General features: G+C 67.7%; 18 protein-coding genes. 13 read left to right on the forward strand and 5 right to left on the reverse strand.

The window, feature by feature from the left end:
* Window positions 1–2 precede the first annotated feature (2 nt).
* From OCK02_RS01645 to OCK02_RS01685, 9 genes are all read left to right on the forward strand, one after another.
* On the forward strand, window positions 3–1,190 hold the full coding sequence (locus OCK02_RS01645; protein ID WP_263811518.1) for an acetyl-CoA C-acyltransferase: 1,188 nt from the start codon (window positions 3–5) through the stop codon (window positions 1,188–1,190).
* A gap of 34 nt (window positions 1,191–1,224) precedes the next feature.
* Window positions 1,225–2,352 carry an acyl-CoA dehydrogenase family protein gene (locus OCK02_RS01650; RefSeq protein ID WP_263811519.1) on the forward strand — a complete coding sequence of 376 codons (1,128 nt, stop codon included), beginning with the start codon at window positions 1,225–1,227 and terminating at the stop codon, window positions 2,350–2,352.
* A gap of 246 nt (window positions 2,353–2,598) precedes the next feature.
* Complete coding sequence (locus OCK02_RS01655; protein ID WP_263811520.1) at window positions 2,599–3,831, forward strand: 3-methyl-2-oxobutanoate dehydrogenase (2-methylpropanoyl-transferring) subunit alpha; 1,233 nt, start codon at window positions 2,599–2,601, stop codon at window positions 3,829–3,831.
* Window position 3,832: 1 nt separating this feature from the next.
* Window positions 3,833–4,846, forward strand: coding sequence for an alpha-ketoacid dehydrogenase subunit beta (locus OCK02_RS01660; protein ID WP_263811521.1), 1,014 nt, complete (start codon window positions 3,833–3,835; stop codon window positions 4,844–4,846).
* 3 nt (window positions 4,847–4,849) lie between these two features.
* A complete protein-coding gene (locus OCK02_RS01665) occupies window positions 4,850–6,160 on the forward strand; it encodes a dihydrolipoamide acetyltransferase family protein (protein WP_263811522.1) in 1,311 nt (436 codons plus the stop codon).
* Between the two features lie 4 nt (window positions 6,161–6,164).
* Window positions 6,165–7,562 carry a dihydrolipoyl dehydrogenase gene (gene lpdA / locus OCK02_RS01670; protein WP_263811523.1) on the forward strand — a complete coding sequence of 466 codons (1,398 nt, stop codon included), beginning with the start codon at window positions 6,165–6,167 and terminating at the stop codon, window positions 7,560–7,562.
* Window positions 7,546–8,664, forward strand: a complete 1,119-nt coding sequence (locus tag OCK02_RS01675) for an enoyl-CoA hydratase/isomerase family protein (RefSeq protein WP_263811524.1) — start codon at window positions 7,546–7,548, stop codon at window positions 8,662–8,664. The genes lpdA and OCK02_RS01675 overlap by 17 nt, the downstream gene beginning before the upstream one ends.
* Window positions 8,661–9,554 carry a 3-hydroxyisobutyrate dehydrogenase gene (gene mmsB, locus OCK02_RS01680; protein ID WP_263811525.1) on the forward strand — a complete coding sequence of 298 codons (894 nt, stop codon included), beginning with the start codon at window positions 8,661–8,663 and terminating at the stop codon, window positions 9,552–9,554. The genes OCK02_RS01675 and mmsB overlap by 4 nt, the downstream gene beginning before the upstream one ends.
* 30 nt (window positions 9,555–9,584) lie before the next feature.
* The gene (locus OCK02_RS01685; protein WP_263811526.1) at window positions 9,585–10,355 is read left to right on the forward strand and encodes an enoyl-CoA hydratase; all 771 of its coding nucleotides are present in this window, start codon (window positions 9,585–9,587) and stop codon (window positions 10,353–10,355) included.
* Between the two features lie 54 nt (window positions 10,356–10,409).
* Here the strand turns inward: OCK02_RS01685 and OCK02_RS01690 are convergent, their stop codons facing one another.
* From OCK02_RS01690 to OCK02_RS01710, 5 genes are all read right to left on the reverse strand, one after another.
* Window positions 10,410–10,574, reverse strand: coding sequence for a hypothetical protein (locus OCK02_RS01690; RefSeq protein ID WP_263811527.1), 165 nt, complete (start codon window positions 10,572–10,574; stop codon window positions 10,410–10,412).
* Window positions 10,575–10,826: 252 nt separating this feature from the next.
* Window positions 10,827–13,040 (reverse strand): xanthine dehydrogenase family protein molybdopterin-binding subunit, encoded by a 2,214-nt coding sequence (locus OCK02_RS01695; RefSeq protein ID WP_263811528.1) that lies wholly within the window; start codon window positions 13,038–13,040, stop codon window positions 10,827–10,829.
* 3 nt (window positions 13,041–13,043) lie between these two features.
* Window positions 13,044–13,502, reverse strand: a complete 459-nt coding sequence (locus OCK02_RS01700; protein ID WP_230806253.1) for a (2Fe-2S)-binding protein — start codon at window positions 13,500–13,502, stop codon at window positions 13,044–13,046.
* Window positions 13,503–13,724: 222 nt separating this feature from the next.
* The gene (locus OCK02_RS01705; protein WP_230806255.1) at window positions 13,725–14,675 is read right to left on the reverse strand and encodes an AraC family transcriptional regulator; all 951 of its coding nucleotides are present in this window, start codon (window positions 14,673–14,675) and stop codon (window positions 13,725–13,727) included.
* 193 nt (window positions 14,676–14,868) lie between these two features.
* Window positions 14,869–15,909, reverse strand: coding sequence for a calcium-binding protein (locus OCK02_RS01710; protein WP_318530106.1), 1,041 nt, complete (start codon window positions 15,907–15,909; stop codon window positions 14,869–14,871).
* Window positions 15,910–16,056: 147 nt separating this feature from the next.
* On the opposite strand from OCK02_RS01710, the gene OCK02_RS01720 reads away from it, so the two are divergent.
* The 4 genes from OCK02_RS01720 (at window position 16,057) to OCK02_RS01735 (ending at window position 19,448) form a co-directional block, all read left to right on the forward strand.
* Entirely contained in the window at window positions 16,057–16,416 is a 360-nt protein-coding gene (locus OCK02_RS01720) for a PepSY domain-containing protein (RefSeq protein ID WP_230806258.1), read from the forward strand.
* Complete coding sequence (locus tag OCK02_RS01725; protein ID WP_230806261.1) at window positions 16,413–17,075, forward strand: response regulator transcription factor; 663 nt, start codon at window positions 16,413–16,415, stop codon at window positions 17,073–17,075. The genes OCK02_RS01720 and OCK02_RS01725 overlap by 4 nt, the downstream gene beginning before the upstream one ends.
* Window positions 17,072–18,418 carry a sensor histidine kinase gene (locus OCK02_RS01730; protein WP_263811529.1) on the forward strand — a complete coding sequence of 449 codons (1,347 nt, stop codon included), beginning with the start codon at window positions 17,072–17,074 and terminating at the stop codon, window positions 18,416–18,418. Before OCK02_RS01725 ends, OCK02_RS01730 begins: the two co-directional genes overlap by 4 nt.
* 202 nt (window positions 18,419–18,620) lie before the next feature.
* Entirely contained in the window at window positions 18,621–19,448 is an 828-nt protein-coding gene (locus OCK02_RS01735; protein ID WP_263811530.1) for an alpha/beta hydrolase, read from the forward strand.
* Window positions 19,449–19,457: the final 9 nt, after the last annotated feature.

The raw sequence follows: 19,457 nt of genomic DNA on the forward strand, positions 1-19,457 counted from the left end.
AAATGACGATGGAAGATCCGGTTGTCGTCGTCGGCATGGCGCGGACCCCCATGGGCGGCTTTCAGGGCGACCTGAAGGGCGCCACGGCGCCGCAACTCGGAGCAACCGCGATCCGCGCAGCGCTCGACCGCAGCGGCGTGAACCCCGAAACGGTCGACGAGGTGCTGTTCGGCTGCGTGCTGCCGGCCGGCCAGGGCCAGGCCCCCGCCCGCCAGGCAGCCCTTGGCGCCGGCCTGCCCTTCGGCACGGGTGCAACGACCGTCAACAAGATGTGCGGCTCCGGCATGAAGGCGGTGATGCTCGCCCATGACCTGATCGCCGCGGGCAGCGCCGCAATCACCGTCGCCGGCGGCATGGAAAGCATGACGAATGCGCCCTATCTGCTGGATCGTGCCCGCAGCGGCTACCGTCTCGGGCACGGCCGGGTCGTCGACCATATGTTCCTCGACGGGCTGGAGGACGCCTATGACAGGGGCCGCCTGATGGGAACGTTTGCCGAAGACTGCGCCGAGGCCTACCAGTTCACCCGCCCCGCGCAGGACGACTACGCCGTCACCTCGCTGACCCGCGCGCAGGCTGCGATCGAAAAGGGCGCCTTCGACGCCGAGATCGCGCCGGTCACAGTGCGGGACGGCAAGAGCGAGCAGGTGGTCGGCCGCGACGAGCAGCCGGGCAAGGCGAGACTGGAGAAGATCCCGACGCTGAAGCCGGCCTTCCGCGAAAACGGAACGGTGACGGCCGCCAATTCCTCGTCCATCTCGGACGGTGCTGCGGCGCTCGTGCTGATGCGGCGCTCGCAGGCCGAGCGGGAAGGCATCGATCCGCTGGCGACCATCATCGGCCACGCCACCCATTCGCAGGCGCCGAACCTTTTCGCCACGGCCCCGATCGGCGCGCTACGCAAGCTTTCGGAGCGGACCGGCTGGAACCTGAAGGATGTCGACCTGTTCGAGGTCAACGAGGCCTTCGCCGTCGTCGCCATGGCGGCGATGCGCGACCTCGATCTGCCGCATGACAAGGTCAACATCCACGGCGGCGCCTGCGCGCTCGGCCACCCGATCGGCGCATCCGGCGCCCGCGTCATCGTCACCCTGCTCTCCGCACTCGAGCGCTACGGCATGAAGCGCGGCATGGCGACGCTGTGCATCGGCGGCGGCGAGGCAACGGCGCTCGCGGTCGAAATGCACTGACCGGTTTCAACGGTTTCGGGGAGGAGACCGGCGCATGATCCTGAACGAAGAACAGATCCAGATCCGCGACATGGCGCGCGACTTCGCCCGCGAGCGGCTCGTGCCGGGGGCGGCCGAACGCGATGCCGAGAGCCGCTTTCCCCGCGAGGAACTGCGCGAGATGGGCGAACTCGGCTTCCTCGGCATGCTGGTGCCGGAGACCTATGGCGGGTCGGAGACCGGAACGGTCGCCTATGCCGTGGCGCTGGAGGAGATCGCCGCCGGCGACGGACCCTGCTCGACCATCATGAGCGTGCACAGTTCGGTCGGCTGCGTGCCGATCCTCAGATACGGCACGGAAGAGCAGAAGCAGCGCTTCCTGCCGAAGCTGGCATCCGGCGAATGGATCGGCGGCTTCGCGCTGACCGAGCCGCAGGCCGGCTCCGACGCCTCGAACCTGAAGACCCGCGCCCGCCGCGATGGCGAGCACTACGTCATCGACGGCGCCAAGCAGTTCATCACCTCGGGCAAGAACGGCAACGTCGTCATCGTCTTCGCCGTCACCGACCCAGACGCCGGCAAGAAGGGCATCACCGCCTTCATCGTCCCCACCGACACGCCCGGCTACGAGGTCGTGCGGGTGGAACAGAAGCTCGGGCTTCATTCCTCCGACACCTGCCAGATCGCCTTCAACGCGATGCGCATCCCCGCCGGTCTGCGCCTCGGCGGCGAGGGCGAAGGATACCGGATCGCACTGTCGAACCTGGAGGGCGGGCGCATCGGCATTGCCGCGCAGGCCGTCGGCATGGCGCGCTCGGCCTTCGAGGCGGCACGCGACTATGCCCGCGAGCGCACGGCCTTCGGCACGCCGATCGTCGAGCACCAGGCCGTCGCCTTCCGCCTCGCCGACATGGCGACCCGGATCGAGGTCGCCCGCCAGATGGTCCTGCATGCGGCGCAACTGAAGGAGGAGGGGCAACCCTGCCTCACCGAGGCCTCGATGGCAAAGCTCTTCGCCTCCGAAATGGCCGAGAAGGTCTGCTCGGACGCGATCCAGATCCACGGCGGCTACGGCTACATGGCCGACTATCCGGTCGAACGCATCTACCGCGACGTCCGGATCTGCCAGATCTACGAGGGAACCAGCGACGTCCAGCGCATCGTCATCGCCCGGAACCTGTGAGGAACATCGCTTGTTGACTGTGTTGAAGCGCCTCGACGCCCCCCTCATCCGCCCTTCGAGCACCTTCTCCCCAATGGGGAGAAGAGGACATTTTCGGCACCTTTCGATCTATCCGGACAAAGAGCCGAAGCTCTGTGACAGTGGCTTGGAAACGCAGTGCCAGCCGCACGCTCCCTCTTCTCCCCCGCGGGGAGAAGGTGCCCGAAGGGCGGATGAGGGGGCTTTCGCCAACCTACGGGAGCACGCATGACTGACCTCCATCCCCTGAGCCTGCATGTGCCCGAACCCGCCGTCCGGCCAGGCGGCCAGCCGGACTTTTCCACCGTCAAGATAGCGAAGGCGGGCTCCGTGCCGCGGCCTCCCGTCGACGTGGCGCCGGAAGAGATCCGCGACCTCGCCTATTCCATCATCCGGGTGCTGAACCGTGACGGCGAGGCGGTCGGGCCCTGGGCCGGGCTGCTCTCCGACGAGGACCTGCTGGCGGGCCTGCGCAACATGATGAAGCTGCGCGCCTTCGACGCCCGCATGCTGATGGCGCAGCGGCAGGGCAAGACCTCGTTCTACATGCAGCATCTGGGCGAGGAGGCCGTCAGTTGCGCCTTCCGCAAGGCGCTCGCCAAGGGCGACATGAACTTTCCGACCTACCGGCAGGCGGGGCTCCTGATCGCCGACGACTATCCGATGGTCGAGATGATGAACCAGATCTACTCGAACGAGGCCGATCCGCTGCGCGGCCGGCAGCTGCCGATCATGTATTCCTCCAAGGAGCACGGCTTCTTCACCATCTCCGGCAACCTCGCCACGCAATATGTGCAGGCCGTCGGATGGGCGATGGCGTCGGCCATCAGGAACGATACGAAGATCGCAGCCGCCTGGATCGGCGACGGCTCGACCGCCGAATCCGATTTCCATTCGGCGCTGGTCTTCGCCTCCACCTACAAGGCGCCTGTCATCCTCAACATCGTCAACAATCAGTGGGCCATCTCCACCTTCCAGGGCATCGCCCGCGGCGGCTCGGGCACGTTCGCCGCCCGCGGCCTCGGCTTCGGCATCCCCGCCTTGAGGGTAGACGGCAACGACTACCTCGCCGTCTACGCGGTGGCCAGATGGGCAGCCGAACGCGCGCGGCAGAACCTCGGCCCGACGCTGATCGAATACGTCACCTATCGCGTCGGCGCGCATTCCACCTCGGACGATCCGAGCGCCTACCGCCCCAAGACCGAATCGGAAGCCTGGCCGCTGGGCGACCCGGTCCTGCGGCTGAAGAAGCACCTGATCGTCCGCGGCGTCTGGTCGGAGGAGCGCCACGCCCAGAGCGAGGCCGAGATCCTCGACGAGGTGATCCAGGCGCAGAAGGAGGCCGAGAGCCACGGCACGCTGCATGCGGGCGGCAAGCCGTCCGTGCGCGACATCTTCGAGGGCGTCTATGCGGAAATGCCCGCCCATATCCGCCGCCAGCGGCAGAAGGCAGGGTACTGACATGGCAAGAATGACGATGATCGAGGCCGTCCGCAGCGCGATGGACGTATCGATGGGGCGCGACGACAACGTCGTCGTCTTCGGCGAGGACGTCGGCTATTTCGGCGGCGTCTTCCGCTGCACCCAGGGCCTGCAGGCGAAATACGGCAAGACCCGCTGCTTCGATGCGCCGATCAATGAATCCGGTATCCTCGGAACGGCGATCGGCATGGCGGCTTACGGCCTGAAGCCCTGCATCGAGATCCAGTTCGCCGACTACATGTACCCGGCCTACGACCAGATCACCCAGGAGGCGGCCCGCATCCGCTATCGCTCCAACGGCGATTTCACCTGCCCGATCGTCGTGCGCATGCCGACCGGCGGCGGCATCTTCGGCGGCCAGACGCACAGCCAGAGCCCCGAGGCACTGTTCACCCATGTCTGCGGCCTGAAGGTGATCGTCCCCTCTAATCCCTACGACGCCAAGGGCCTGCTCATCGCCGCGATCGAGGATCCGGACCCGGTGATGTTCCTGGAACCGAAGCGGCTCTATAACGGCCCCTTCGACGGCCATCACGAAAGGCCCGTCACCCCGTGGTCGAAGCACGACCTCGGCGAGGTTCCCGAGGGCCATTACACCATTCCGATCGGCAAGGCCGAGGTGCGCAGGCCGGGCGAGGCCGTCACCGTGATCGCCTACGGCACCATGGTCCACGTCGCGCTCGCCGCAGCCGAGGAGACCGGGATCGACGCCGAGGTGATCGACCTGCGCAGCCTCCTGCCGCTCGACCTCGATACGATCGTCCAGTCGGTCAAGAAGACCGGCCGCTGCGTCGTCGTCCACGAGGCGACGCTGACCTCCGGCTTCGGCGGCGAGGTGGTGTCGCTGGTCCAGGAGCACTGCTTCTACAATCTCGAGGCACCCGTCGTGCGCGTCACCGGCTGGGACACGCCCTATCCGCATGCGCAGGAATGGGACTATTTCCCCGGCCCCGCCCGCGTCGGTCGCGCGCTGAAAGAAGTGATGGAGGGCTGAGGGATGGGTGAATTCATCATCAAGATGCCGGACGTGGGCGAAGGCGTCGCCGAGGCCGAGCTGGTGGAATGGCACGTCAAGCCGGGCGACCCGGTGCGCGAGGACATGGTGCTCGCCGCCGTCATGACCGACAAGGCCACCGTCGAGATCCCCTCGCCGGTCGAAGGCACCGTGCTCTGGCTCGGCGCCGAAGTCGGCGACACCGTCGCCGTCAAGGCGCCATTGCTGCGGATCGAGATCGCCGGCGAGGGCGAACCGGTGGCAGAGGAAATCCCGGCGGCGGCCGAACCTGCCCCGAAGGCCGAGGCCAAGGAGCCGGCGAGCGGCGAGCCCATCAAGCCACAGCCGGCAGCAGTTACACCGGCCAGTGCGGCCCCCACGGAGACCATGGCGCCGGAAGCGCGCAAGCCCACCGAGCGTCCCGTCCCGCGCGAGCCCGCGGAACGGCCGCTGGCCTCGCCCGCCGTCCGGCTCCGCGCCCAGGAGGCCGGCATCGACCTGCGCCAGGTGACGGGCACCGGGCCCGCAGGCCGCATCGGCCACGACGACCTCGACCAGTTCCTCGCCCGCGGCGCCCAGCCCGCCATAGCCCCGGCCGGCCTTGCCCGGAAGACGGCGACCGAGGAAATCAAGGTCACCGGCATGCGCCGCCGGATCGCCGAGAAGATGCGGCTCTCCGCCTCGCGCATCCCCCACATCACCTATGTCGAGGAGGTGGACGTCACCGACCTGGAAGACCTGCGGGCGACGATGAACGAGGCCCGCAAGCCCGACCAGCCCAAGCTGACGATCCTGCCCTTCCTGATGCGGGCGATGGTCCGGACGCTCGCCGAGCAGCCGGACGTCAACGCCACCTTCGACGACGACGCCGGCATCGTCACCCGCTACGGTGCCGTCCACATCGGCATCGCCACCCAGACGCCGGCAGGCCTCATCGTCCCGGTCGTGCGCCATGCCGAGGCGCGTTCGATCTGGGACAGCGCCACGGAGCTGACGCGGCTCGCCGAGGCGGCCCGCAACGGCACGGCCGCGCGTGAGGAACTGTCCGGCTCGACCATCACCATAACCTCGCTCGGCGCGCTCGGCGGCATCGTCACCACGCCGATCATCAACCATCCGGAAGTGGCGATCGTCGGCGTCAACAAGATCGCCGTCCGACCCGTCTGGGACGGAACGCAATTCGTTCCGCGCAAGATCATGAACCTCTCGTCCAGCTTCGACCACCGGATCGTCGACGGATGGAACGCGGCGATCTTCGTCCAGCGGATCAAGACGCTGCTCGAAACCCCCGCCCTGATCTTCATCGAAAGCTGATCGAATGAAAGAGATCGTCTGCAAGCTTCTTGTCATCGGCGCCGGTCCCGGCGGCTATATCTGCGCCATCCGCGCCGGCCAGCTCGGGGTCGATACCGTCATCGTCGAGGCCGTCAAGGCCGGCGGCACCTGCCTCAATATCGGCTGCATCCCCTCCAAGGCGCTGATCCACGCCGCCGAGGAATTCGACAGGGTTCGCCACATGAGCTCGGCCTCGGACGCACTCGGCATTTCCGTCGAGCAGCCGAGGCTCGACCTGGCGCAGACAGTGCGCTGGAAGGACGGCATCGTCGGCCGGCTCAATGCCGGCGTGCTCGGGCTGCTGCGCAAGGCCAGGGTCAAGATCGTGCACGGCCCCGCGCGCTTCCGCGACGGCAAGACGGTCGAGGTCGAGACGGAAACCGGCACTCAGGTCATCCGCGCCGAGACCGTCGTGATCGCCACCGGCTCCGAACCGGTCGAACTGCCGTTCCTGCCCTTCGGCGGGCCGGTGATCTCGTCCACCGAAGCCCTGTCGCTGACCTCCGTGCCGAAGCGGCTCGTGGTCGTCGGCGGCGGCTATATCGGCCTCGAGCTCGGCACCGCCTTCGCCAAGATGGGCAGCGAAGTGACCGTGGTCGAGGCGACGCCGCAGATCCTGCCGCAATACGACGCCGAACTGGTCAAGCCGGTGGCAAGGCGCCTTGCAGAGCTCGGCGTGCAGGTCCTGACCGACACGAAAGCGAAAGGGCTCTCCGGCCAGGGCGACGGCCTTCTGATCGAGACCGCCGACGGCAAGGAACAGGCGCTGCCCGCCGACCGGATCCTCGTCACCGTCGGCCGCAAGCCGCGCACCGAGGGCTGGGGGCTCGAGGAACTCGACCTTGAACGCTCCGGACGCTTCATCCACGTCGACGACCGCTGCCGCACCTCCATGCGCGGCATCCATGCGATCGGCGACGTCACCGGCGAACCGATGCTCGCCCACCGGGCGATGGCGCAGGGCGAGATGGTCGCCGAGATCGTCGCCGGCCGCAAGCGCTCGTGGGACAAGCGCTCGATCCCCGCCGTCTGCTTCACCGATCCGGAAATCGTCACGGCCGGCCTGTCGCCGGACGAGGCCCGCGCCCAGGGCTACGAGGTCCGCATCGGCCAGTTCCCCTTCAGCGCCAACGGCCGCGCCATGACCACCCAGTCGGAGGACGGTTTCGTGCGCGTCGTCGCCCGCGCCGACACCAACCTGGTGCTCGGCCTGCAGGCGGTCGGCGCCGGCATCTCCGAGCTCTCCAGCGCGTTTTCGCTGGCGCTCGAGATGGGCGCCCGGCTTGAGGATATCGCCGGGACCATCCATGCCCACCCGACCCGCAGCGAAGGCTTGCAGGAAGCCGCATTGAAGGCGCTTGGCCATGCCCTCCACATCTGACCCCGCAACCACGGCCGCGGCGGCGGCGGAGATCCAGACGCTGGTCGAGCGAACCGGCGCGCTCGGCCGAATCCGGCTCAACAGGCCGAAGGCGCTGAACAGCCTGACGCTGGCGATGGTGCGCGACATCGAGCGCGCGCTGGACGACTTCGAGGACGACCCGCAGATCGCAGCCGTGCTCGTCACCGGCGAGGGCGAGCGCGGGCTCTGCGCCGGCGGCGACATCCGCATGATCTACGAAGGCGGCAAGGCCGGCTCGGAAGCACCAGTGACCTTCTGGCGCGAGGAATACCGCATGAACGCCCGGCTCGCGCGTCTGCGCAAGCCCTATGTGGCGTTCATGGACGGGATCGTCATGGGCGGCGGCGCCGGCATCTCGGTCCACGGCAGCCACCGCATCGTCACCGAGCGGACCCGGCTCGCCATGCCCGAGACCGGCATCGGCTTCTTTCCCGACGTCGGCGCCTCGTGGTTCCTGACGCGGAAGAAAGGCGAACTCGGCACCTGTGCGGCCCTGACCGGGACGCAGCTCTCGGCCGGCGACGCGATCGCCTTCGGCCTTGCCGACCATTGCCTTCCCGCCGCCGGGCTTCCGGCGCTGGTGGACGCGCTGGCGCGCCTTCCGGCGCGGGCCTCGCGGGCAAACGCGTCGGCGGCTATTGCCGCCCTCGCCGTGCCTCCGCCGGACGCCGTCGTCGCACGACAGAAACCGGCCATCGACCGGCTCTTCGCCTTCGACACGATGGAGGACATCATCCGGGCGTTGCAGCAAGACGGGACACCTTTTGCCACGGAGACGCTCGCCGCCCTGCAGGCAAGGTCGCCGCTGAGCCTGAAGGTCACGCTGCAGCTGTTGCGTCTCGGTCGCGCGGCACCGTCGCTGGAGACCTGCCTCGAAAACGAGTTCGCCGCCACCGCCGCCGTCCTCAAGAGCCATGACTTCTACGAGGGCGTGCGCGCCGCCGTGATCGACAAGGATCGCAATCCGCAGTGGCATCCGGCACAGCTCGCCGACGTCACCGCCACGGACGTCGCCGCGTTCTTCAAGCCCCCGGTCGACCCGCTGTTTCCCGAAGCATCCGGGAAAGGAGAGCGCGCATGACCTCCATCGCATTCATCGGCCTCGGCCACATGGGCGGGCCCATGGCCGCGAACCTGGCGAAGGCGGGCCACGACGTCCGCGGCTTCGACCTTTCGGCTCCTTCGCTGGAGCTCGCCCGGCAGAACGGCATCGCCACCTTCCCCTCCCTTGCCGAGACGGTCTCCGGGGCCGGCACGGTCATCACCATGCTCCCGGCCGGCAAGCATGTCCTCTCGGTCTGGCAGGAACTGGTGGAAACGGTGCCGGCCGGCACGCGCCTCATCGACTGCTCGACGATCGACATCGACAGCGCCGGAAAGGCCCATGCGCTTGCGGCCGCGAAAGGCTGCCCGGCGCTCGATGCCCCGGTCTCGGGCGGCACCGGCGGGGCTGCGGCGGGCACGCTCACCTTCATGGTCGGCGGCGCCGCCGAAGTCTTTGCCGACGCGGAACCCGTCTTCAAGGCGATGGGCAGCAGGATCATCCACTGCGGCGCCGCCACGGCCGGCCAGGCGGCGAAGATCTGCAACAACATGATCCTCGGCATCAGCATGATCGCCGTCGGCGAGGCATTCGTACTCGGCGAAAAGCTGGGCCTCACCCATCAGGCGCTCTACGACGTCGCCTCCGTCTCCTCCGGGCAGTGCTGGTCGCTGACGACCTATTGCCCGGTGCCCGGCCCGGTTCCGGCATCGCCCGCAAACCGCGACTACGAGCCCGGCTTCGCCGCGGCGCTGATGCTGAAGGACCTGAAGCTGTCGCAGGCGGCAGCCGAGGACACCGGCGCCATGACCCCGCTCGGCGCCAAGGCCGCGCGCCTCTACCAGCTCTTCGCCGACGAGGGTTTCGCGGAGAAGGATTTCTCTGGCATCATCAACATGTTGCGCGATAAGTCCGCGTCGGGCGCCTGACTGGCGCGACTGGAAAACAGGAGAACGTCGTTGGAAAAGCCGATCATCGTCGAACGTCAGGGCCGCGTCGTCGTCGTCACGCTGAACCGGCCGGCCGCGCGCAACGCGCTCAATTCGGAGATCATGCTGGCGCTCGGTGGAGAGCTCGCGCCGCTCGACCGCGATCCCGGCGTCGGCTGTTTCGTCATTACCGGCTCGGACAAGGCGTTCGCCGCCGGCGCCGATATCAAGGAGATGGCCGAGAAGTCGTTCTCGGAAATGTACAACGACGATTTCTTCGCCGGCTGGGAGCGTTTTGCCGCGCTGCGCACGCCGAAGATCGCCGCCGTCTCCGGCTATGCGCTCGGCGGCGGCTGCGAGCTTGCGATGATGTGCGACATGATCTTCGCCGCCGAGACGGCCATGTTCGGCCAGCCCGAGATCAAGCTCGGCGTTATCCCCGGCATGGGCGGCTCGCAGCGCCTGACCAGGCTCGTCGGCAAGGCGAAGGCGATGGACCTGATCCTCACCGGCCGGATGATGGATGCGACCGAGGCCGAGCGCTGCGGTCTGGTCGCCCGCGTCGTTCCCGCCGAACGGCTGATGGCGGAGGCGCTTCAGGCAGCCGAAACCATAGCCGGCTATGGAAAGGCCGCGACGACGGCGGCCCGCGAAGCGGTCGACCGGGCGCTGGAGCTGGGCCTGCGGGAGGGCATCCTGTTCGAGCGCCGGCTGTTTCACTCGCTGTTCGCCACCGCCGACCAGAAGGAAGGCATGGCGGCCTTCGTCGAGAAGCGGAGCCCGAATTTCGAGGGCAAATGACGGATCCGGCCTGGTGGGACGAGCCCCATCGGGCACGGGCCGCGCGCCCTCCGATCAGTGCCGGGTTTCGGCCGGCATCTGCTCGCCGAGGAAGCGATGGGCTTCGCGCAGCGCGCTGACCAGCATGTCGGTCAGGACTTCACCGTTGCCGCCTTCGAGAAACCGCGCGATCGTCTCCTCGCTGATGTCTCCGTTGCCGTGTCCGTCGTCCGACGTCATGTCGTTCTCCCCTCTTCCCGCGGCACCTAGGACGGTCGCGGATCATTTCAATGCATGGCCTGCGTCGGGAGCGTCATCGACGACGCAACCGCGGCAGGACCGTATCGAGGGGAGATAGGAAGCGAGGCTTGCGCTGGGCTGTCCATCGGGACAGGCGGGCGAAGCGGATCCGGCTTGCCCGGCGAGTCGGGCGGGGCCGTCAAACATTATGAATGCCCGGCCGGCAGCGGCGGCCGGCCGGGCATTCGTCGATCAGACGTTCAGCGCCTTGGCGAAGGGCATGACGCGGATCCTTTTGCCGAGCGCGCGGTAGGCGGCGTTCGCCACCGCCGGGCCGGTCGGCGGAACCCCGGGCTCGCCGATGCCGGACGGGGGATTGGCGGAGGCCAGGATATGGACCTCCACCGTCGGCATCGCATCGATCCTGAGCGGCGTGTAGGTGTCGAAGTTGCCCTGGTCGACCTCGCCCCCGGTCAGGGTGATCTCCTCGCCGAGGATCGAGCCAAGGCCGAAGCCGATGCCGCCCTCGACCTGGGAACGGACCTGGTCGGGATTGACCGCCAGGCCGCAGTCCACCGCGGCGACGATGCGCTCGACCTTGATCCCGCCGCTGCCGTCCGCCGTGACCTCGGCCACCTGCGCCACCACCGAGCCGAAGCTCTCGGCCACGGAGACCCCGCGGAAGCGGCCCTCCGGCAGCGGCTGGTCCCAGCCGGCCTTCTCGGCCACGAGCTTGAGCACCACCGCATGGCGTGAATCCGGCTCCAGCATCGACAGCCGGAACTCGACCGGATCGCGCCCCGCCGCCTCGGCCACCTCGTCGAGGAACACCTCGGCCGCGAATGCGGTGTGGGTCGAGCCGACCGAACGCCACCACAGAACCGGAACGCCGACCTCGGTCGTCGTCAGGCCCACCTTCTGGTTGGGAATGGCATAGGGCAGGTTGCTCGCCCCCTCCACCGAGGTCGGGTCGACGCCGTTCTGGATCGAGCCCTCGAAGGCGGTCTTCGACATGATCGACTGGCCGACCACATGGTTCTCCCAGGCGACGAGCTTGCCGTCCGCATCGAGACCGGCCTTGACGCGGTGGACATAGGCCGGCCGGTAGCGCCCGGCGCGCATGTCGTCCTCGCGGGTCCACTGCACCTTCACCGGCGCCCGGAAGCCGATCGCCTTGGCCACATGCACGGCCTCGGCCACGATGTCGCCGTCGAACGTCGCCCGGCGGCCGAAGCTGCCGCCCGCCTTCATGACGTGGAGGTGCACCTTGTCCACGGCGACGCCGGCGATCTGGCTGGCGATCTGCTGCTGGACATCCGGGAACTGCAGTCCGCCCCAGACCTCCAGCGTGCCGTCCTCGTTCATCCGCGCCACTGCGTTGAGCGGTTCCATCGGCGCATGCGCCAGATAGGGAAACTCGAAGCTTGCCTCGAGGACCTTGGCGGCCGAGGCAAAGCCCGTCTCGACGTTGCCGTCGTTGCGGGCCGTGGCGACCGGCGGCTTGCCGGCGAGATCGCGATAGGTCGCCATCAGGTCGGTCGTGCTGCGTTTTTCGGCAGCGGCGTCATCCCATTCGACGGTCACCGCTTCGCGGCCCTTGATCGCGGCCCACATGGTGTCGCCGACCACGGCGACGCCGCGGGGCGTCTCGACGACGTCGACCACGCCCTTGACCTTCTTCGCCTCCGCGGAGTCGAACGACTTCACCGTGGCGCCGAAGAGCGGCGGATGGATCATCACCGCCGTCAGCAGGCCCGGCAGCTTCACGTCGATGGTGTACTGCTGCGTTCCGTTGGCCTTTCTGGCGCTGTCGAAGCGCTTCAGCTTCTCGTTGCCGATCAGCGTCCACTCGGCCGGCTGCTTCAGCGTCACCTCGGCCGGGGCCGGCAGGGCCGCGGCCTTGGCGGCGAAGATCCCGAAGTGCCCGCTCTTTCCGGACGGATGCGACAGCACGCCGTTCTCGACGGTGATCTCCGCCGCATTCACGCTCCACTCGGCGGCAGCCGCCGCGACCAGCATGGCGCGGGCGGCGGCACCCGCCTTGCGGTAACGCTCCCACGAGGTCGCCATCGAGGTGGAGCCGCCGGTCCCCTGGATCGCCCCGCCGAAGGCGAGGTTGCCGTAGACCTTGACGTTTCCGGCCGCGCCGACCACGTCGATCGTCGCCCAGTCGGCGCCGAGTTCCTCGGCCACCAGCGTCGCGAGGCCGTTATAGGAGCCCTGCCCCATCTCGAACTGCGACGACAGGACCGTCACCTTGCCCTCGCCGTCGACGACGACATAGGGCGAGAAGCTGTGCTGCCCGTCACCGGCCGTCTCGCTTGCGAGCGCCGGTGCCGCGGTGACGACGTTGAAGCCGACCGCAAGGCCGCCGCCGACGGCGAGCGCGCCCAGCAGGAACTGGCGACGGGACGCCTGGGGCTGCGCCATCGGCAGGGGGATCAATTGCATCATTTTAGGCAACATCGCTCAGGCCTCCAGACGTTTTGCTGCTTCGTGGATACCGGCCCGGATGCGGTGATAGGTGGCGCACCGACAGAGGTTTCCGGACATGGCGGCGTCGATGTCGTCGTCGGTGGGCTTCGGGTTGTTGGTCAGAAGGTCGGTTGCCGACATGATCTGACCGGACTGACAGTATCCGCATTGCGGCACGTCGAGATCGGCCCAGACCGCCTGCACCGTTTCGGCGACCTTGCCGTTGATGCCCTCGATCGTCGTCACCTGCGCGCCCTCGATGTCGCCGACAAAGGTCTGGCAGGACCGGACCGGGACGCCGTCGACATGAACCGTGCAGGCGCCGCACTGGGCCATGCCGCATCCGAACTTCGTCCCCGTGAGACCGACGAGATCGCGGATGACCCAGAGAAGGGGCATGTCCGGCTCGGCGTCCACGCTGTGTTCGGTGCCGTTGATGGTTACAGTCACCATGATTGTCTCCTTGCGTTGAGGCATGAAGCTGGGGCGGACGACATGTGAATGCCGGGGGGAGCCGCCACGGCAGCGAGCCATGCGAGCGGGTGCACGATAGGAGAAGGTGGCCGCAGGGGATAGAAACGATCCTGCCGGATTATTGCCCGATCCTGTCGGAAGGGCCAGTCGCTGCCGATCGCCCGGTAACATTTCCGCGACCCGGCAGGGTGAGAAGGCGTCCTAGCCCACCGATCCCCGGCGCGTGGAATCGTCCGAATTGAGGATGACCTTGATGTCCCGGACCGGCGGATGGCCGAACATCCTGCGATATTCGCGGCTGAACTGGGTCGGGCTCTCGTAGCCGACCCTGAGCGCCACGGTGGCCGCATCCAACGGCTCGGCAAGCATGAGATCGCGCGCGTGATGGAGCCGGAGCTGCTTCTGGAACTGCAGCGGGCTCATGGCCGTCATGGCGCGAAAATGATGGTGCAGGGTGGAAACGCCCATGTTGGCGACCTCGGCGAGTTCCTCGACCCGCAGCGGCCGCGTATAGTTCTCCTTCAGCCAGGCGACCGCCTTTGCCACGCGATTGCTGCTGGTGCCGCTGAGCGCGATCCGCCTCAGCCGCGCCCCCTGCTCGCCCGTCAGCAGCCGGTAGAGGATCTCGCCATGGACGTGGCCAGCCATGAACGGGATGTCCTGCGGCGAATTCGCAAGAGAAATCAATCGGTAGAAGGCATCGAACAGCTCCGGCGTCGCCACCCCGACCGCAACGTCGAGATCGCGGCCGTTCGTCTCCGCGCCGTTGAGATCGAAGTCGGCGATCAGGCGCCGCAGCTTCTCCAGGTCGAGCCGCAGCGACGCCGCGACATAAGGCTCCCCTTCGCTCGCCTCGCAGATCTGCCCCTTCATCGGCAGGCCGATCGCCGTCAGGAAGAAGCACCGCTCGTCGTAGACGAACGTCTCGCCGCCCACATGCACGCGCTTGCTTCCCTTGACGATCACCGACAGGGACGGCTCGTAGACGGTGGAGAAGGGCCCGGCGGGCTCGACGACGCGGAAGAGGGAAAGGCCGGGCACGCCGTGTTCGAACGAGCGTCCGTCCCACGGCAGCCGCGACAGGACCTCCAGGATCCGCCCGCGAATGCCGGCGGTTTCGTTGCGAAGGTCGAGGTCCGTCACCGTGTTCAACCGCTGCCATCTCCGTGCTATCGTGCATCCGTTCCTACACGATCGGCGGGCGATTGTCGCGCAAAATTGCCGATCGCTTCCGCACGCGAGAGGATCGGGCAATGTCGCGAACCGGCGGTGCCATGGTAGCGAATACCGGCGCGCGGCGGCCCCGCCCCTTGTCGCGGGGCGAGGCCATTGGCAGGAAGCGGGATCAGACGAAGAGGAAGTCGCCTTCGCGCAGCTCGGAGAGCGTGGTGTCCTCCAGCGTCAGCCGCGCGTTGTCGAAGTCGAAGCGCAGGTCGTCGCCGCCGTCCACCGGACGCGCCAGCGCCACCAGTTCGTCGAAGTCCGAGACGCCGAGGGACTTGCCGATCCGGACCGTGTCGGTGCCGGCACGGTAGTCCTCGATCTCGGTATAGCCGCGGGTGAAGACGAAGGTATCGGCACCGCTGCCGCCATGCAGTTCGTTGCGGCCGCTGCCGCCGTCGAGCCAGTCGTTACCGGAGCCGCCCTCGAGATCGTCGTTGCCGGCCTCGCCATAGAGCCGGTCGTTGCCCTTGCCGCCCTCCAGCTCGTCATGGCCGGTGCCGCCATAGAGCCTGTCCCGGCCGGAGCCGCCTTCCAGCTCGTCGTGGCCGGAGCCGCCGCGCAGCGTGTCGTTGCCGCCATAGCCCCAGACCACGTCGTTACCGGCGCCGGCATCGACCGTGTCGGCCTTGCTCGTACCCTTGTGCCGGCCGTCCTGGGAGGGCGCCGGATCGGCCGGCGAGGACGCGTCGAAGCCGAAATGCGAAGCCTTCAGGCTCGAAAGCTTCACGTCCTCAAGGCGCAGCGTGTTGCCGCCACCGAAATTGAACAGCACGTCCTCGCCGTCATCGACCTGGCGCGCCTTGCCCATCAGCTCGGCGAAGGAATCGATGCCCAGCGACTTGGCCAGGCTGATCTTGTCGTCACGGACGCTGAAATCGTCGATCTCGTCGCGGCCGGAGTGATAGACGAACAGGTCCTTGCCGGCGCCGCCTTCGAGGTCGTCATTGCCGGCCCCGCCGATCAGCGTGTCGTTGCCGCTGCCGCCCTCGAGTTCGTCATGCCCGGAGCCGCCGTCGAGCCGGTCGTTGCCCGCGCCGCCTTCAAGATCGTCATTGCCGGCATAGCCATAGAGCTTGTCGTTGCCGTCGCGTCCGGAAATGTCGTCGTCCCTGCCCGTCCCCTTCAGCAGATCGGCTTTCGTCGTCCCATTCAATCTGGCCATGTCCAGCATCCTTTCCATTCCGGGTGGAGGCACCGCCGAAAACCGGCCGGCACCGTGGTGAATGGCCGGACAGTGGACGACACCGCCTTTTGCCGTCCTGACAGCGGCTGTCAGTGAGTTGTCAGCTTCGCCCGGATATGCAAGAGCATGTTCACAAATCGAAGAACCATACGCGCCGGCCTTCGGGTGCTGGCGGCCTGTCTCGTCCTCTATCCGGTGGTCGCATTGAGCGAAACCGCGCAGGATGATGACGATGACGACGCAAACGACGCCCGCGAGCACTACGAGGCCCGCGAGGCGCTGAGGCTCGGGCAGGCCCTGCCGCTGGAGAAGATCATCGAGGCGGTGCGCAAGGAGGTCGCCGGCGATATCATCGAGATCGAGTTCGAGCACGACGACGGGCGATACGTGTACGAACTCGAGATCATCAATCCGTCGGGCCGGGTCGTCGAGGTCAAGGTCGACGCCAGGACGGCCGAGATACTGGAGCGCGAGGAGGACGAGTGAGGCTGCTCGTTGCGGAAGACGACAAGCGTATCGCCGAGGACATCCGAACGGTGCTGGCCTCGGCGGGCTATGCCGTCGATCTCGTGCAAAACGGCGAGGAGGCCTGGTTCAAGGGCGACACCGAAGACTACGGCCTGATCGTCCTCGATCTCGGACTGCCGGGAATGGACGGCATAAGTATCCTCAAGCAGTGGCGCATGAACGGCCGGCACATGCCGGTTCTCGTCCTGACGGCGCGCGGAAGCTGGGCCGAGCGGGTGGAGGGCATCGATGCCGGCGCCGACGACTACCTGCCCAAGCCCTTCCAGTTCGAGGAACTGCTCGCTCGCGTCCGCGCGCTGATCCGCCGCTCGGTCGGCCACGGCGCAGCCACGATCGAGATCGGGCGCCTGGTCGTCGATACCCGCACCATGCGTGTCGCCGTCGATGGCATGCCGCTCAGCCTCACCCCCTTCGAATTCCGGCTGGTCAGCTATCTCGCCCATCACCGCGGCCGCGTCGTGCCCGCATCCGAACTGCAGGACCACGTCTATGGCGATGACTATTCGCGGGACGCGAACGCGCTGGAGGCGATGATCGCCCGCCTGCGCAAGAAGCTCGGCAGCGACATGATCGCCACGCGGCGCGGCTTTGGCTATCTCATGGGCGAGGACGGGTGATCTCGCGGCGCTCCCTGCGGCTCAGGCTCGCCTTGGCCGGTGCAGCCTCGATCGGCGTCGCGCTGATTGTCGCCTTCTTCGGCCTGTCCTTCCTGTTCGAGCGGCATGTCGAGCGCCGCGTGGTCGAGGAACTGCGGCTGCATCTCGACCAGACGATCGCCGGCCTTGGCCGGAACGGTTCGGGAGAGATCGACGTCGTCCGCCCCCCGGTCGACCCGCGCTTCCAGACACCGCTTTCCGGCCTCTACTGGCAGATCGAGGGTGAGGGCCTGGAACGCCGCTCGCGTTCGCTGTGGGACGAGGCGCTCGATCTCCCGCAACTGTCGTCCTCGGCACCCCGCGAATTTTCCCTGAAAGGACCGTCGGGCGCCGACCTGCTGGTGCTTGCGAGAGAAGTCATCACCCGGCATCAGCTCGGCGATCGGCCGGTGCTGGCCGCGGTCGGCATCGACCGCTCGGACATTTCCAGGGCGACGGCGGCCTTCCGCCGCGATCTCGCGCCCTTCCTCGCCCTTCTGGCGGCCGTGCTGATGGCCGCGAGCTTCGCCCAGATCGTCATCGGCCTGCGTCCCCTGGCCGATCTCCGCGCCCGGATCGCGAAGATCCGCAGCGGCGGCGCGCAGCGCCTGGGCGTCGCCTTTCCCGACGAGGTCCAGCCGCTGACGATGGAGGTCGATGCGCTGCTGGCCTCGCGCGAGGAGCAGTTGCGCAAGGCGCGCGAGCGCGCCTCCGAGCTGGCGCATGCGTTCAAGACCCCCCTCCAGGCGCTTTCCGGTGACGTCCTGCGGCTCAGGCAGCGCGGCGAAGCCGAAGCGGCCGACGAGATCGAGACCCTGATCGCCGTCATGCGCCGGCTGGTGGATCACGAGATGGCGCGCGCCCGCATCGCCGGCCAGGGGCATTCGGCCCGCTCGGAGGTCGCGCGGGTCGTATCGAGCGTCGTGGCCGTCGTCTGCCGCACACCGGCCGCCGCGTCCATCGAGTGGAACATCGACATTCCCGACGGCCTGTTTGCCCGCATCGACCCGGACGACCTCTCCGAACTGCTCGGCAACCTGACGGAAAACGCAGTCCGCTACGGGCGCTCGCAGGTCTCGATAACGGCTGCGAGCGACGGCAGTTCCATCCTGCTGGAAATCCGCGATGACGGCCCCGGCATACCGGAGGAGAAACTGGCGCACGTGCTCCGAAGGGGCGAGCGGCTCGACACCAGCAGCGGCGGTGCCGGGCTCGGCCTTGCCATAGCCGAAAGCATCATCCAGACCGTGGGCGGCGATATCCAGCTCGAAAACGGCGGGCCGGGCCTACGCGTCTCGATACGCCTGCCGATGGCGGAGGCGTAGGCGACAGGCATCGCAAATGCTGTCGCCCATGCGCGGACAGCGTCCCGATCTCCCCCCTTTGGCCAGATTGCAGCCTATTGAGGCAGCCGCTACGCTACCCGTCATGCGAGTGGCGGCAGCTCGCGGCGCGGGCAACCTGCGCCGGCTTGCTCTCGTCGTGGTCGCATCCGGGCGGCAGCGGGCAGCGGGAGATGGCATGGGCGTGGTGCAGATTGTCCTTGGCGTGATCGCCGTCGCCGCGGCCACCGTCGCCGGCGGCATCTGGGCCTTCCAGAACTACGGCATGTATCGCTTCGACCCCGAGCCCAACAGCCCGGCCGAGTTCGGCCTGCCCTCCACGGTGAAGGTCGTCGGATACACGTCGGAGGATGGGGCCCGCATCCATGCCTGGATCGCCGCCCCGGCCGACGGGCGGCCCGTGATCCTCAGCTTCTACGGCAACCAGTCGAGCATCGGCGGCTCGATGGGACGGCTCCGCAGCCTGATCGAGGCAGGCTACGGCATCGTGATGATGGAATATCGCGGATCGGGCGGAACCGCGGGCAAACCTTCCGCCGCGAATTTCGCGCGGGACGCGCGCGCGCTCTACGACCAGATGGAGACACTTCTCGGACAGGCCCTGCAACCCGATCGCCGGGTGCTCTACGGCTTCAGCCTGGGCGCAGGCGTCGCCAGCCGGCTTGCGGAAGAGCGCGATTTCGGCGCCGTGATCTTCGAGGCTGCCCCCTACAGGACCTGCCTCTTCTACGAGGACCGCTACTTCGGCATCCCGCTTTGCCGGCTGATGTGGTCCGAGCGCTACGACATCGTCGATCACCTGCGCAACATCAAGGTGCCGAAGCTGCTGGTTCACGGCGGGCTCGACCGGGCTCTGCCGGTGGAACGCGCACGCCGCCTGTTCCAGGAGGCGCCGGAACCGAAGAAATATGTCGAACTGCCGGGCGGCGGCCACGCCGATCTGCATGAATACGGCCTGATTGCGGAGATCGAAACCTTCCTCCAGGAACAGTTGCGCCTCGCCGTCCAGTGACGGGGCGAC

Source organism: Rhizobium sp. TRM96647, assembly GCF_025780115.1.
GTDB lineage: Bacteria > Pseudomonadota > Alphaproteobacteria > Rhizobiales > Rhizobiaceae > Mycoplana.